The organism is Pseudomonas donghuensis (assembly GCF_000259195.1).
GTDB lineage: Bacteria > Pseudomonadota > Gammaproteobacteria > Pseudomonadales > Pseudomonadaceae > Aquipseudomonas > Aquipseudomonas donghuensis.
In genome coordinates, this window is sequence record NZ_JH650768.1 from 156,555 (window position 1) to 170,148 (window position 13,594).

Annotated in this window: 13 protein-coding genes and 1 pseudogene; 8 read left to right on the forward strand and 6 right to left on the reverse strand. The window is 63.9% G+C overall.

The window, feature by feature from the left end:
* The 3 genes from UW3_RS30275 to UW3_RS0116770 form a co-directional block, all read right to left on the reverse strand.
* Positions 1-123: hypothetical protein (locus tag UW3_RS30275; RefSeq protein WP_010223749.1), on the reverse strand; the 123-nt coding region annotated here is incomplete at its 3' end.
* Between the two features lie 69 nt (positions 124-192).
* Positions 193-336, reverse strand: a complete 144-nt coding sequence (locus UW3_RS28890; protein WP_158467532.1) for a hypothetical protein — start codon at positions 334-336, stop codon at positions 193-195.
* Between the two features lie 45 nt (positions 337-381).
* Positions 382-2,055, reverse strand: coding sequence for an AMP-binding protein (locus UW3_RS0116770; protein ID WP_010223750.1), 1,674 nt, complete (start codon positions 2,053-2,055; stop codon positions 382-384).
* Between the two features lie 256 nt (positions 2,056-2,311).
* On the opposite strand from UW3_RS0116770, the gene UW3_RS0116775 reads away from it, so the two are divergent.
* From UW3_RS0116775 to UW3_RS0116790, 4 genes are read left to right on the forward strand one after another with little or no spacing between them, the layout of a single operon-like run.
* Positions 2,312-3,475 (forward strand): isovaleryl-CoA dehydrogenase, encoded by a 1,164-nt coding sequence (locus UW3_RS0116775; RefSeq protein ID WP_010223751.1) that lies wholly within the window; start codon positions 2,312-2,314, stop codon positions 3,473-3,475.
* 17 nt (positions 3,476-3,492) lie between these two features.
* Entirely contained in the window at positions 3,493-5,100 is a 1,608-nt protein-coding gene (locus UW3_RS0116780) for a carboxyl transferase domain-containing protein (RefSeq protein ID WP_010223752.1), read from the forward strand.
* Between the two features lie 2 nt (positions 5,101-5,102).
* The gene (locus tag UW3_RS0116785; protein ID WP_010223754.1) at positions 5,103-5,921 is read left to right on the forward strand and encodes a gamma-carboxygeranoyl-CoA hydratase; all 819 of its coding nucleotides are present in this window, start codon (positions 5,103-5,105) and stop codon (positions 5,919-5,921) included.
* A complete protein-coding gene (locus tag UW3_RS0116790) occupies positions 5,918-7,873 on the forward strand; it encodes an acetyl/propionyl/methylcrotonyl-CoA carboxylase subunit alpha (RefSeq protein ID WP_010223756.1) in 1,956 nt (651 codons plus the stop codon). The genes UW3_RS0116785 and UW3_RS0116790 overlap by 4 nt, the downstream gene beginning before the upstream one ends.
* 116 nt (positions 7,874-7,989) lie before the next feature.
* Here the strand turns inward: UW3_RS0116790 and UW3_RS0116795 are convergent, their stop codons facing one another.
* A complete protein-coding gene (locus UW3_RS0116795) occupies positions 7,990-8,649 on the reverse strand; it encodes a LexA family protein (RefSeq protein ID WP_026001374.1) in 660 nt (219 codons plus the stop codon).
* Between the two features lie 131 nt (positions 8,650-8,780).
* Here UW3_RS0116795 and UW3_RS0116800 point away from each other — a divergent pair, with 131 nt between their 5' ends.
* The 4 genes from UW3_RS0116800 to UW3_RS0116815 all read left to right on the forward strand — a co-directional run bounded on the left by UW3_RS0116800 (position 8,781) and on the right by UW3_RS0116815 (position 12,697).
* The gene (locus UW3_RS0116800; protein ID WP_010223760.1) at positions 8,781-9,113 is read left to right on the forward strand and encodes a DUF6124 family protein; all 333 of its coding nucleotides are present in this window, start codon (positions 8,781-8,783) and stop codon (positions 9,111-9,113) included.
* Between the two features lie 448 nt (positions 9,114-9,561).
* The gene (locus UW3_RS0116805) at positions 9,562-10,074 is read left to right on the forward strand and encodes a DUF4880 domain-containing protein (protein ID WP_010223762.1); all 513 of its coding nucleotides are present in this window, start codon (positions 9,562-9,564) and stop codon (positions 10,072-10,074) included.
* 49 nt (positions 10,075-10,123) lie between these two features.
* Positions 10,124-11,272, forward strand: coding sequence for a M14 family metallopeptidase (locus UW3_RS0116810; RefSeq protein WP_010223764.1), 1,149 nt, complete (start codon positions 10,124-10,126; stop codon positions 11,270-11,272).
* Positions 11,273-11,380: 108 nt separating this feature from the next.
* Positions 11,381-12,697 (forward strand): alginate export family protein, encoded by a 1,317-nt coding sequence (locus UW3_RS0116815; protein WP_010223766.1) that lies wholly within the window; start codon positions 11,381-11,383, stop codon positions 12,695-12,697.
* A 4-nt stretch (positions 12,698-12,701) separates the two neighbouring features.
* Here the strand turns inward: UW3_RS0116815 and UW3_RS0116820 are convergent, their stop codons facing one another.
* Together UW3_RS0116820 and UW3_RS0116825 are read right to left on the reverse strand one after the other, a co-directional pair.
* The gene (locus UW3_RS0116820; RefSeq protein WP_010223767.1) at positions 12,702-13,199 is read right to left on the reverse strand and encodes a PaaI family thioesterase; all 498 of its coding nucleotides are present in this window, start codon (positions 13,197-13,199) and stop codon (positions 12,702-12,704) included.
* A gap of 108 nt (positions 13,200-13,307) precedes the next feature.
* Positions 13,308-13,594, reverse strand: a pseudogene (locus UW3_RS0116825) (hypothetical protein); the annotation flags it as partial.

Here is a 13,594-nt window from a genome sequence, read left to right on the forward strand (position 1 = left end):
CGGCACGGTGTTCTCGATCACGATCCGCGGTTCGAGCAAGGCCTGGGACAGGCTCAGGGCCTGGTCCGGGTGGTCGCTCGCCGAGGGCATGCGGTCGGTTTCGAAGGGCTCATCGCGGGTCATCGAACATTGCTCCGTTATGAAGTGACGGTAAAGGTTCGAGCGGGGGCGCGGCTTGGGGTTCAAAAAAAATCAGCAATTGGCCAAGGCCAGGGTAGGAATCCTGAGCAGGTCATGCACATTCCCATCGGTGCCGGTCAAACCGACGGTGCCGCCCACCGTGGGCGACTCGCCGAGTAACGAGCCGCCGGTGAAAGCGTAGACATCGCGGGGCAAGCCCGCTCCTACAATCTGTAGGAGCGGGCTTGCCCCGCGAAAAATTCAGCGCTTGATCAGCTCTGCAATGCTGATCTCACGCATGCGAAACTTCTGCACTTTGCCCGTCACCGTCATCGGGAACTCCTCGACAAAGCGGTAGTAGCGCGGAGTCTTGAAGTGGGCAATGCGGCTCTTGCACCACTGTTGCAGTTCGATCTCGCTGGCGCTGTGGCCGGGGTGAAACTTGATCCAGGCGACGATCTCCTCGCCATAGCGCTCATCGGGAATACCGATCACCTGCACATCCGCCACCGCCGGGTGAGTGAAGAAAAACTCCTCGAGCTCTCGCGGATAGATGTTCTCGCCACCGCGAATGATCATGTCCTTGTTGCGCCCGGCAATGCACACATAGCCTGCCTCGTTCATGGTCGCCAGGTCGCCGGTGTGCATCCAGCCCGCCGGGTCGATAGCTTCGCTGGTGGCAGCCGGATTGCCCCAGTAACCGAGCATGACGCTGTAACCGCGGGTGCACAGCTCGCCAATCTGCCCGCGCGGCACAATGCAGCCCTGTTCATCGATGATCTTGCTCTCCAGTTGCGGCTGGGTCCGCCCGACCGTGGTCACGCGCAGTTCCAGGTCGTCATCGGGACCGGTCTGCATCGACACCGGGCTGGTTTCGGTCATGCCGTAGGCGATCTGCACCTCGCTCATGTGCATCTCGCCGATCACCCGGCGCATCACCTCGATCGGGCACGTGGCGCCGGCCATGATCCCGGTGCGCAGGCTCGACAGGTCCATCTCCGGCCGCTGCGGGTGGTCGAGCATGGCGATGAACATGGTCGGCACACCGTACAGGGTGGTGGCCTGCTCTTCAGCCACGCAACTGAGGGTCAGCAGCGGATCGAAAGCGTCGTTGGGGTAGATCATGGTACTGCCATGGGTGATGCAACCGAGGTTGCCCATGACCATGCCGAAGCAATGGTACAGCGGCACCGGGATCACCATGCGGTCGTGCTCGTCAAGGCCCAGGCTCTCGCCGACCATGTAGCCATTGTTGAGGATGTTGTAGTGGCTGAGCGTGGCGCCCTTGGGGAAGCCGGTGGTGCCGGAGGTGTACTGGATGTTCACCGGCTGGTCGAACTGCAGGCTTTGCTGACGGGCCTGGAACTCGGCCGGTTCGGTTTCACTGGCAAGCTCGGCCAGACGATCCCAGGGCAGAAAGCCCGCCGGCGGCTGCAGGTCGAGGCTGATCAGCCCGCGCAGCTCCGGCAAGCGCTCACTGCGCAGTTGCCCTGGTGTTTGCCGGGCCAGGTCCGGCAGCAATTCACCGAGCATGGCGTGGTAATCGGAGGTTTTGAAGGCACCGGCGCTGATCACCCACTGGCAGCCGGACTGTTTGAGTACATACTCAAGCTCGCTGGTGCGGTAGGCCGGGTTGATGTTGACGAGGATCACGCCGATCTTGGCACTGGCGAACTGGGCAATGCACCACTGCGCACAGTTGGGGGCCCAGATTCCTAAGCGATCGCCGGTTTTCAGCCCTAGCGCCATTAGCGCCCGGGCATGCAGGTCGACGCTGGCGGCCAGCGACTGCCAGGTATAACGCTGGTGCTGGTGGCGCACCACCAGTGCCTCCCGCGTGGCAAAACGCGACACGGTCCGGTCAAACGCCTGGCCGATGGTCATGGCCAGCAACGGCTTGTCCTGGCGGCCCTGGGTATAGCTCGGTTGATTCATGGCGGTCCCTTTTTGTGGTTGTTCTGGGAGCTGACTCAAGCGGGTCTTACTCTGGCCCAAATTTACGTTAACGTAAAGGTCATGACGAGATTGACAGCATCGGGCGGCAGGTTTACGTTAACGTAAAGGTTACAAGCCCATCGCTGGCAAGCCAGCTCCCACAGTGTTCGGTGCACTCGCTACTTGTGGGAGCTGGCTTGCCAGCGATGAGGGCAGACACCACACCCTGATCCAAGAACAAATAGAAGGTGCCAGCATGCGTTATCCGACCCTGAACTTCGCCCTGGGCGAAACCATCGACATGCTCCGCGACCAGGTCCAGTCCTTCGTCGCCGCTGAACTGGCGCCGCGCGCCGCGCAGATCGACCAGGACAACCTGTTCCCCGCCGACATGTGGCGCAAGTTCGGCGACATGGGCCTGCTCGGCATCACCGTCCCGGAAGAATACGGCGGCGCCGGTCTTGGCTACCTGGCCCACGTGGTGGCCATGGAAGAAATCAGCCGCGGCTCGGCCTCGGTCGCCCTCTCCTACGGCGCCCACTCCAACCTCTGCGTCAACCAGATCAACCGCAACGGCAACGCCGAGCAGAAAGCCAAGTACCTGCCCAAGCTGATCAGCGGCGAGCACATTGGCGCCCTGGCCATGAGCGAACCCAACGCCGGCTCCGACGTGGTGTCGATGAAACTGCGCGCCGAACAGCGCGGCGACCATTTCGTCCTCAACGGCAGCAAGACCTGGATCACCAACGGCCCCGACGCCAACACCTATGTGATCTACGCCAAGACCGACCTGGAAAAAGGCGCCCACGGCATCACCGCCTTTATTGTCGAGCGCGATTGGAAGGGCTTCAGCCGCAGCAACAAGTTCGACAAGCTCGGCATGCGCGGCTCCAACACCTGCGAGCTGTTCTTCGACAACGTCGAAGTGCCCAAAGAGAACATCCTCGGTGTGCTCAACGGCGGCGTAAAAGTGCTGATGAGCGGCCTGGACTACGAACGCGTAGTGCTTTCCGGCGGCCCGACCGGGATCATGCAAGCCTGCATGGACCTGGTCGTGCCCTACATCCACGACCGCAAGCAGTTCGGCCAGAGCATCGGCGAGTTCCAGCTGATCCAGGGCAAGATCGCCGACATGTACACCCAGCTCAACGCCGGCCGCGCCTACCTGTACGCCGTGGCCCAGGCCTGTGATCGCGCCGAAACCACGCGCAAGGACGCCGCCGGGGTCATCCTCTATACCGCCGAGCGCGCCACCCAGATGGCCCTTGAGGCGATCCAGATCCTGGGGGGCAACGGCTACATCAACGAGTTCCCGGCCGGCCGCCTGCTGCGTGACGCCAAGCTCTACGAGATCGGCGCCGGTACCAGTGAGATCCGCCGGATGCTGATCGGCCGCGAACTGTTCAACGAAACCCGCTGAGCACAAGGAATCGCGCCATGGCTACCTTGCACACCCACATCAACCCGCGCTCGGCGGAATTCGCCACCAACAGCGCGGCCATGCTTGAACAGGTCAACGCCTTGCGCAGCCTGATCGCCCAGGTTCACCAGGGCGGCGGGCCCAAGGCCCAGGAGCGGCACACCTCGCGGGGCAAACTGCTGCCGCGCGATCGGATCGACCGCCTGCTCGACGCCGGCTCGCCGTTCCTCGAAATCGGCCAGCTGGCCGCCCATGCGGTGTACGGCGAAGACGTCCCGGCCGCTGGTGTGATCGCCGGCATCGGCCGGGTCGAAGGCGTCGAATGCATGATCGTCGCCAACGACGCCACGGTCAAAGGCGGCTCCTACTACCCGCTGACGGTGAAAAAACACCTGCGCGCCCAGGCCATCGCCCTGCAGAACCGCCTGCCGTGCCTGTACCTGGTGGACTCCGGCGGCGCCAACCTGCCGCGCCAGGATGAAGTGTTCCCCGACCGCGAGCACTTCGGGCGGATCTTCTTCAACCAGGCCAACATGAGCGCCCTCGGCATTCCACAGATCGCCGTGGTCATGGGCTCGTGCACCGCCGGTGGCGCCTATGTGCCCGCCATGGCCGACGAAGCGATCATGGTCCGCCAGCAGGCGACGATCTTTCTCGCAGGCCCGCCGCTGGTCAAGGCTGCCACCGGTGAAGTGGTCAGCGCCGAAGACCTCGGCGGCGCCGACGTGCACTGCAAGACCAGCGGCGTGGCCGACCACTATGCCGACAACGACGAACACGCCCTGGCCATCGCCCGGCGCTGCGTGGCCAACCTCAACTGGCACAAGCTTGGCGAGTTGCAGCAACGTGCCCCGGTGGCGCCGCTATACAGCAGCGAAGAGCTGTACGGTGTGGTTCCGGCCGATGCCAAGCAGCCGTTCGATGTGCGCGAGGTGATTGCGCGGCTGGTCGACGGCTCGGTGTTCGATGAATTCAAGGCGCTGTTCGGCACCACCCTGGTGTGCGGCTTCGCCCACTTGCACGGATACCCGGTGGCGATCCTGGCCAACAACGGCATCCTCTTCGCGGAAGCGGCGCAAAAAGGCGCGCACTTCATCGAACTGGCCTGCCAGCGTGGCATCCCCCTGCTGTTCTTGCAGAACATCACCGGCTTCATGGTTGGCCAGAAGTACGAGGCTGGCGGCATCGCCAAGCACGGCGCCAAGCTGGTCACCGCCGTGGCCTGCGCCCAGGTGCCGAAGTTCACGGTGATCATCGGCGGCAGCTTCGGTGCCGGTAACTATGGCATGTGCGGCCGCGCCTACGACCCGCGCTTCCTGTGGATGTGGCCCAACGCGCGGATCGGCGTGATGGGCGCCGAACAGGCCGCCGGCGTGCTCGCCCAGGTCAAGCGCGAGCAGAGCGAACGCAGCGGCCACGCCTTCAGCGCCGAGGATGAAGCACGCCTCAAGCAACCGATCCTCGATCAGTACGAGCATCAGGGCCACCCCTACTACTCCAGTGCGCGGCTGTGGGACGACGGTGTCATCGACCCGGCGCAAACCCGCGAGATCCTGGGCCTGGCGTTGTCTGCGGCCCTCAACGCACCGATCGAACAAAGCCGTTTCGGCATTTTCCGGATGTGACCATGAGCGACTTCACTACCCTTGAACTGATCAAGGATCCCCGTGGTTTCGCCACCCTGTGGCTGAGCCGGGAAGACAAGAACAACGCCTTCAACGCGCAGATGATCCGCGAGCTGATCATCGCCATCGACCACATCGGCGCCGACAGCAGCCTGCGTTTCGTGCTGCTGCGTGGCCGTGGCCGGCACTTCAGCGCCGGTGCCGACCTGGCCTGGATGCAGCAGTCGGCACAACTGGACTACAACACCAACCTTGACGACGCCCGCGAGCTGGCCGAGCTGATGTACAACCTGGCGCGGCTCAAGGTGCCGACCCTGGCCGTGGTGCAAGGCGCAGCCTTTGGCGGCGCCCTGGGCCTGATCAGCTGCTGTGACATGGCCATTGGCGCCAGTGACGCGCAACTGTGCCTGTCCGAGGTGCGCATCGGCCTCGCCCCGGCGGTGATCAGCCCGTTCGTGGTCCAGGCCATGGGCGAGCGTGCCGCGCGCCGCTACGCCCTGACCGCCGAACGCTTCAGCGGCGAACGCGCCCGCGAGCTGGGCCTGCTGGCCGAAGCCTACCCGGCCGCCGAGCTGGAACAGCAGGTCGGCCAATGGATCGACAACCTGCTGCTCAACAGCCCGCAAGCCATGCGCGCCAGCAAGGAGCTGCTGCGCGAAGTCGGCCACGGCGAACTGACCCCGGCCATCCGTCGCTACTGCGAAAACGCCATCGCCCGCATCCGCGTCAGCCCCGAGGGGCAGGAAGGCCTGCGCGCCTTCCTGGAAAAACGCAGCCCGGCCTGGCAGGGCCAACCGTCGAACAAGGAGCCGCGCCCATGAGCCGCACCCCGTTGACCACCCTGCTGGTCGCCAACCGCGGCGAGATCGCCTGCCGGGTGATGCGCACCGCCAAGGCCCTGGGCCTGACCACTGTGGCCGTGCACAGCGCCATCGACCGTGAAGCGCGGCACAGCCGCGAAGCTGATATTCGCGTCGACCTCGGCGGTGCCAAGGCCGCTGACAGCTACCTGGACATCGACAAGCTACTGGCCGCGGCAAAAGCCAGCGGCGCCCAGGCAATCCACCCCGGCTACGGTTTTTTGTCCGAGAACGCAGGCTTTGCCCGTGCCATCGAGCAGGCCGGGCTGATCTTCCTCGGCCCACCGGCCAGCGCCATCGATGCCATGGGCAGCAAGTCGGCGGCCAAGGCCCTGATGGAACAGGCCGGCGTGCCACTGGTGCCGGGCTATCACGGCGAGGCCCAGGACCTGGAAACCTTCCGCACCGCCGCCGAGAAGATCGGCTATCCGGTGCTGCTCAAGGCCACCGCCGGCGGCGGTGGCAAGGGCATGAAGGTGGTCGAGCACGAAAGCCAGCTCGGCGAAGCCCTGGCCTCGGCCCAGCGTGAAGCCCAGTCATCGTTTGGCGATGCGCGCATGCTGGTGGAAAAGTACGTGCTCAAGCCCCGCCACGTGGAGATCCAGGTATTCGCCGACCAGCACGGCAACTGCCTGTACCTCAACGAGCGCGACTGCTCGATCCAGCGCCGTCACCAGAAGGTGGTCGAAGAAGCCCCGGCCCCGGGCCTGAGCAGCGCCCAGCGCCAAGCCATGGGCGAAGCGGCGGTCAAGGCCGCCCAGGCCATCGGTTATGTCGGCGCCGGCACCGTGGAGTTCCTGCTCGATGCCCGTGGCGAGTTCTTCTTCATGGAGATGAACACGCGCCTGCAGGTCGAGCACCCGGTCACCGAAGCGATCACCGGCCTGGACCTGGTGGCCTGGCAGATCCGCGTCGCCTGTGGCGAACCGCTGCCGCTCACCCAGGCGCAGGTGCCGCTCAACGGCCACGCCATCGAAGTGCGGCTGTACGCCGAAGACCCGGCCAATGATTTTCTCCCGGCCACCGGCCATCTGGCGCTGTACCGCGAGTCGGCGCCGGGCGACGGTCGGCGGGTGGACAGCGGCGTCAGCGAAGGCGACGACGTCTCGCCGTTCTATGACCCGATGCTCGGCAAGCTGATCGCCTGGGGCGAAACCCGTGAACAGGCGCGCCTGCGCTTGCTGGCAATGCTCGACGAGTTCGCCATTGGCGGGCCGAAGACCAACATTGCCTTCCTGCGGCGCATCCTCGCCCACCCGGCGTTTGCCGAGGCCGAGCTGGATACCGGGTTTATCCCGCGCTACCAGGAGCAACTGCTGCCAGCGCCGCAAGCGTTGCCCGAGGCGTTCTGGCAGGCGGCAGCTGAAGCCTGCATCCAGAGCCAGCCGCTGCAACCGCGCGCGGACGACCGTCATTCACCCTGGGCCGCCAACAACGGCTTTCGCGCAGGTGTTGCGGCGCAGATCAGCCTGCACCTGACCTGCAACGGTGAAGCCCGGGCCATCAACCTGAGCCAGGCGGCGGCGTCGAACCTGAAGCTCGACGGTGAGCACCTGCTGATCGATCAGGACGGCCTGCGCCGTCGGCACCTGGCGATCCGCCGTGGCGACACCCTGTACCTGCAATGGGACGGTGAGCTGCACAGCGTCAACCGCTACGACCCGATCGCCGAAGCCGACGCCAGCCACAGCCATCAGGGCGGTCTGGGCGCGCCCATGAACGGCAGCATCGTGCGGGTCCTGGTGGAGGTCGGTCAGGCGGTGGAAGCCGGAACGCAACTGGTGGTGCTGGAGGCCATGAAGATGGAACACAGTATCCGCGCGACCCATGCCGGCACCGTCAAGGCGTTGTTCTGCCAGGAAGGCGAGATGGTCAGTGAAGGGGCTGTGCTGGTGGAACTGGAAGAGGCTTGAGTCATTGGGGCTGCTAACGCAGCCCATCGCCGGCAAGGCCGGCTCCCACAGGATATCGGTGCATGCGGGCTCATTGTGGGAGCCAGTCGTGCCGGCGATGCAGGCGACACGGTGTCTCAGAATTTCACCAACGCCTGCACCACCACCCCCAGCATTTCACACTGCTCGGTACACAGGACCTTGGGATAGGTCGGGTTCAGCGGCCTTAAATAGCGCTGCCCGCCCTCCTCGATCAGCTGGCGAAAACGCGGCGCTTTGCTGTCGGGCGAACGCGCGATCACCAGCTTGCCGGGCTCGCCAGGCAACGCAGTGTCCACCAGGATCAACATCCCTTCCGGCACACTCACACCCAGTGGCGCTGTCATCGCATCGCCTTCGACCTTGAGCCAGAACGCCCGCCCCTGCGCTTTATAGTCGGTTGACTGCAGCGCACAGTCTTCACCTACCTCGATCGGGTCGAGATTGCCCCAGCTCAGAATCGGATAGCGAAAATACAGATCGTGCTGTAGGCCATCGGCGCCAGTAACAGTAGTCGGGTTACCCGAGACTGTGTAGGAACCGTGGTTTTCCGCCACCTGGTGAGGGGAAACCATCTGCAACGGCGGCAGCCCCACCTCCACCAGAATCTGGTTGAGCACCTTGAGTTTCGGCTCGCGCTCCTCGCGCAGCCAATGGCCCACGGCGCCCTGGGTGACCCCGATGCGTTCGGCAAGATTTTCCTGCGTGACCTTCAGTTCACGCATCCTGGCTTTTACCAGGTCAGTCCATTTATCCATCGCTGGCACGATACGGACTGCCTTCTGGCACTCAATACACATATTGTAGTATTTAAACAATCGCAAAAACTACATGTCGTATTAATATTCCCCAGCACCTTTAATCGCTTACCCAAACAGCAGGCAGCCGAATGAAACCGACATTTCCTGACACGGACCTCAGCCTTGATAGCGAAGCATTAAGTAACAGTGATGCCGCCCGGCGTGCGCTGGACTACTACCTCAACCCCGCACCCGTGCAGTTCGGCCCGGACGAACCGCTGATGGTGGCCCGCGAAGGCCTCAGCGGCGCCCAGGCCACGGCTCACGCCACCAACCTGTTGCGCTGCGCCGCCGCCACCGCCTACGAATCGGCTGACGGCCTGCAAGGCGTCCCCCGGGACCTGGCGCTGGCGTCAATGCACATGATCAACATGGCCAGGGCCATGCTCGAACGCAAGGCGGCCAACCAGGACCCTGCCTGAGCAGCGATCTACGGATTTCGTGGGGAGTCGACCGAAGGCGGGTGTTGGTGTCCGCCGGTCTGGAGGGAGCGCATTCGGTAAAAGATTTTTACGGAATGACAGAAAATTCATTTGACTTGCAAATGATAACGATTATTATTGCTCACAACTGGTCGCGAGACTGGTTGGATAAACTGAAAGCCCTTAGGTCGGACTCTCAGATTATCTCCTCATCAGGCTAATCACGGTTTTTGACCCGGCTTTTTGCCGGGTCTTTTTTTTTGGTCTTCAGGCTAATGAAGAGGGGTGTTGCTCGAATGGCCGCGATGATAGCAAATGAATGTCGCACAGTGAATGGTTGTAACAGCGCTTTGCAGAATTAGCACTTGAGAATCAATCTCGTTACGAATAAGCTGTTACAGCGTCACGGAAGACGCCCCCACTCCACCGACCAGCAAGGAGCTTGTACATGACCCGTCTGTTGCTGCCCCTTGAACACAATTCCCTTTCCCACGACCTGACGGACGATGCCCTGTTGCAGCGCCTTAGAAAGCTGCCACGCCGCGTTCAACAGGTGTTCCTGCTCAGCCGCCTCGACCAATTGTCGTTCGCCAGCATCGCCGAGCGCCTGAACCTGCCCGCGGTCACCGTCGAGCGCCACATGAACCAGGCCCTGCACACCGCCCGCGAAGAGCGCGACGCCCTGGCCAACATCGCCGGCCAATGGTACGTACGCCTGCAAAGCCCGCAGGTGACCGCCAGCGAACGCATCGACTTTCGCCGTTGGCTGGACAGCGCCCCCGAGCACCGTGAGGCCTTCCATGCCACCGAGCTGCGCTGGCGCACCCTGCTGGCCCCGGCCCGCCAGCTGGGCGAGGACGGCTGGTACCGGCAACCACGGGCAAGCTTGTCGCTGGGCGGTTGCTCGGTGGCCATCGGCCTGGGCCTGGCCGCCCTGGCAGCGATCGGTTTCTGGTCCTGAGCCAGGCGTGTAGAGTAGGTGTCACAACAACTCTACATGGAGCCTGGTGATGACCGTGACGCTGTCCCCCCTGCACATCGACTGCGATTTCGATTCCGGCAACATCCTCGTCAAGGATGCCAGTGACCCCAAGCGGGTGCGCCTGGATATCCGCCCCGACACCAGCAGCGACCACTTCCAGTGGTTCCACTTCAAGGCTGCGGGGCTGACCCCGGGCCAGACCCATGGGTTCAGCCTGGAAAACGCCGGCGCCTCGTCCTACCACGAGGCCTGGAGCGGTTACCAGGCCGTGGCCTCCTACGACCAGCAACAGTGGTTCCGGGTGCCCACTACTTTCGATGGCAAGGCCCTGAACTTCAGCCTCAAGGCCGAGCAGCCCCAGGCCTGGTTCGCCTACTTCGAGCCCTACCCGCGCGCGCGCCACAACCAGTTGATCGAGCGTGCCAGCACCCTCCCGGGCGTCGAGCTGCTGGCCACCGGCCGCAGCGTCGAGGGCCGCGACATCCAGTTGCTGCGTGCCGGCAGCGGGGCGCCGGGCAAGCGCAAACTGTGGATCATCGCCCAGCAGCACCCAGGCGAGCACATGGCCGAATGGTTCATGGAAGGGGTGATCGACCGCCTGCAACACAATGACCCGACTATCCAGGCCTTGCTGCAGGAGGCCGACCTGTACCTGATCCCGAACATGAACCCCGACGGCGCCCTCCACGGCCACCTGCGCACCAACGCCAAGGGCCAGGACCTGAACCGCGCCTGGCAGGATGCAAGCATCGACAGAAGCCCGGAAGTGTTGTTCGCCCAGCAGCAGATGAAACTGCATGGCGTCGACGTGTTCCTCGACGTGCATGGCGACGAAGAAATCCCCCACGTGTTCACCGCCGGCTGCGAAGGCAACCCCGGCTATACCGCGCGTATTGCTGCATTGGAAGCCACCTTCCGCGACAGCCTGTGCAAGCGCACCGTGGACTTCCAGCAGGTGCATGGCTATCCGCTTTCCGCTCCTGGCCAAGCTAACATGACCCTGGCCTGCAACAGCGTCGGCCAGGCCTTTGACTGCCTGTCGCTGACCCTGGAAATGCCGTTCAAGGACCACGACGACGCCCCCAACCCCCAGACCGGCTGGAACGGCCTGCGCAGCAAGGACCTGGCCAGCGCCGTGCTGGACGTGTTCGGGCAGATGGCCGGCACCCTGCGCTAACCCTGCTGGCGAGCAGGATCAACCGCCCTGGCAGGCAAAGCAAAGACCTGCCGGGGCCTTGCCACCCTAAATGGCGGCCACCAACGCCTCCTTTAGGGAACCTGCGCCATGACCACCCGCCTCCCCCATTTTCTCAAGGGCTCCAGCCTGAGCCTGCTGCTGGCCCTGCCCCCGGTTCAGGCACTTGAGCTGTTTGCCGATGACGACACGCACCTGAACGCCAACTTCCTCGCCGTGTATGGCCTGTTCAACAGCCGCAAGAACTACGACGGCACCACCGGCGGCTCGACCTGGCGCGAGGGCTTCATCAAATATGGCCTGAGTGCCGACCAGCGCCTGGACGATCTGGGTACGCTGTACGGCACCGCCAACCTGGTCAGTTCGGCGACCTGGGGCGACGGCGATGCCGCCGGCATCAGCGATGGCAGCGAGCGCACCACTAAATTCGACGAAGCCTTCGCCGGCTGGCGCTCGGGCAATTTGATCCCGGCACTGGGCGACGATGGCCTGGACCTGTCGTTCGGCCGCCAGGTCATCACCCTCGGCGATGGCTTCATCATCAACGACGACGGCTTGAACTTCGGCAAAGGCCCGGCCGATGGCGAGCTCAATCGCGGTGGCGCCTATTACCTGGCCGCCCGCCATGCCTTCGACAAGACCGCAGTACTGCGCCTGGGCGGCAAGGATGGCCTGCACGCCAGCCTGCTGTGGATGAAGTCGGATAACCGCGCCCAGGCCAACAGCGAACTGGCCGCCAGCACCCTGGCCTACAGCGCCGCCCCCGGCACCCTGGAGCTGACCTACATCCGTGGCCTGAATGTCGATGATCGTTACGCCAGCGAATTCCAGAAGCAACGTGAAGGCATGGACATCTACAGCCTGCGCGGTGCCGGTGACGCCGGGGTCGAGAACGCGCATTTTGCCTTTGAGTACGCCAGGCAGAACAAGCACGCAGGGCCGGAGAAAGCCTGGTACGCCGAGGCCGGCTACACCTTTGCCGATGTGCCCTGGCGCCCGGACCTGACCTATCGCTACAGCCGCTATTCCGAAGGCTGGGACTCGATGTTCAACGGCATGAACCGCGGCTACGGCACCTGGTTCCAGGGCGAGGTCACGGGCAACTATTCAGGCCCGTTCAACAGCAACAACGACGTGCACTTTGTCGGCCTCAAGGCCACCCCGGTCGAGGCGCTGACCCTGGGCGTGCTGCTGTTCAATTACAAGACCCTGCACGAGCGCAGCACGCTGAACCTCGACGGCCGCGAGCTGGATCTGTACGCCGAATGGGCGGTGAGCGAGCACCTGATCATCAGCCCGCTGCTGGGCCTGTACCAACCGCGCAAGAGCAGCGATAACGGCGGCAACCAGGTGGGCGGCAACGGCACCAACGTCTACAGCCAGTTGACCATCGCCGTGCCCTTCTGAGCACTCAAGCCGTGCCGTGGGCCTTGTGCTTGAGTTTCTCGGTATCGACGCGCACGAACACCGAATCGGCGGTCACGGTCAGCACGTCGTCGGCCCAGACCTCGCAGATCACTCGGCTCTTGCGCCCGACCTCACCTTCGACCCGGGCCTTGAGCAACAGCTCGACGCCCATCGGCGTTGGTTTCAGGTAGGTCAGGCTGAGCTGGCCGGTGACGCAGTCGATGCGCGGCAGGCTGCCGGGCTCCCGGCCTTCGGCACGGTAGTGGTAGGCCATGGCGGTCCAATTGGAATGGCAGTCGACCAGCATTGCCAGCAAGCCGCCATACACCAGCCCCGGCCAGCCGAGGAAGGTGCCGTCGGGTGAGTGGCGGCACAGCAGGTGGATACCATCGGCGTCCCAGTGGCTTTTCAGGTGCAGGCCGCTGGGGTGGGAACAGCCGCAGCCGTAGCAGACGCCTTCGGGGGCGGCCAGTTCCTGCAGGGATAAGGCTTGGGTACTCATAGGCTTCCTGATTGTCTGTTATTGGTGGGAAAGCGACCCCGATAGTAACGCCGCACAACGAAAAAGCCCATGAACCGGTCATGGGCTTTTGCCTTGCCAAGCGCCGCGCTAGAGGCCTTTGCCTGACACCGCCGGGCTGCCGACCGGCGCATCGGCCGGCGTTTTGCGCCGGGTCAGCGAGATCAGCAGGATGGCCAGGGTCACCCCTGCGGTCATCAGGGTTTCATAGCGGTAGGCCGGGCTGATCAGCATGTAGCCGAGCACCAGGGTGATCAAGCCGATCACCAGCCAGGTCAGCCAGGGGAACAGCCACATCTTGAACGCAAGCTCGGTGCCCTGGCGGTCAGTGATGGCGCGCATGCGCAGCTGCGACACGGCAATCACCAGGTACACCA

Excerpts from the sequence above, each read along its gene's own strand:
- UW3_RS0116770 (WP_010223750.1), bottom strand. The coding sequence starts at position 2,055 with ATGAATCAACCGAGCTATACCCAGGGCCGCCAGGACAAGCCGTTGCTG.
- UW3_RS0116775 (WP_010223751.1), top strand. The coding sequence starts at position 2,312 with ATGCGTTATCCGACCCTGAACTTCGCCCTGGGCGAAACCATCGACATG.
- UW3_RS0116780 (WP_010223752.1), top strand. The coding sequence starts at position 3,493 with ATGGCTACCTTGCACACCCACATCAACCCGCGCTCGGCGGAATTCGCC.
- UW3_RS0116785 (WP_010223754.1), top strand. The coding sequence starts at position 5,103 with ATGAGCGACTTCACTACCCTTGAACTGATCAAGGATCCCCGTGGTTTC.
- UW3_RS0116790 (WP_010223756.1), top strand. The coding sequence starts at position 5,918 with ATGAGCCGCACCCCGTTGACCACCCTGCTGGTCGCCAACCGCGGCGAG.
- UW3_RS0116795 (WP_026001374.1), bottom strand. The coding sequence starts at position 8,649 with ATGGATAAATGGACTGACCTGGTAAAAGCCAGGATGCGTGAACTGAAG.
- UW3_RS0116800 (WP_010223760.1), top strand. The coding sequence starts at position 8,781 with ATGAAACCGACATTTCCTGACACGGACCTCAGCCTTGATAGCGAAGCA.
- UW3_RS0116805 (WP_010223762.1), top strand. The coding sequence starts at position 9,562 with ATGACCCGTCTGTTGCTGCCCCTTGAACACAATTCCCTTTCCCACGAC.
- UW3_RS0116810 (WP_010223764.1), top strand. The coding sequence starts at position 10,124 with ATGACCGTGACGCTGTCCCCCCTGCACATCGACTGCGATTTCGATTCC.
- UW3_RS0116815 (WP_010223766.1), top strand. The coding sequence starts at position 11,381 with ATGACCACCCGCCTCCCCCATTTTCTCAAGGGCTCCAGCCTGAGCCTG.
- UW3_RS0116820 (WP_010223767.1), bottom strand. The coding sequence starts at position 13,199 with ATGAGTACCCAAGCCTTATCCCTGCAGGAACTGGCCGCCCCCGAAGGC.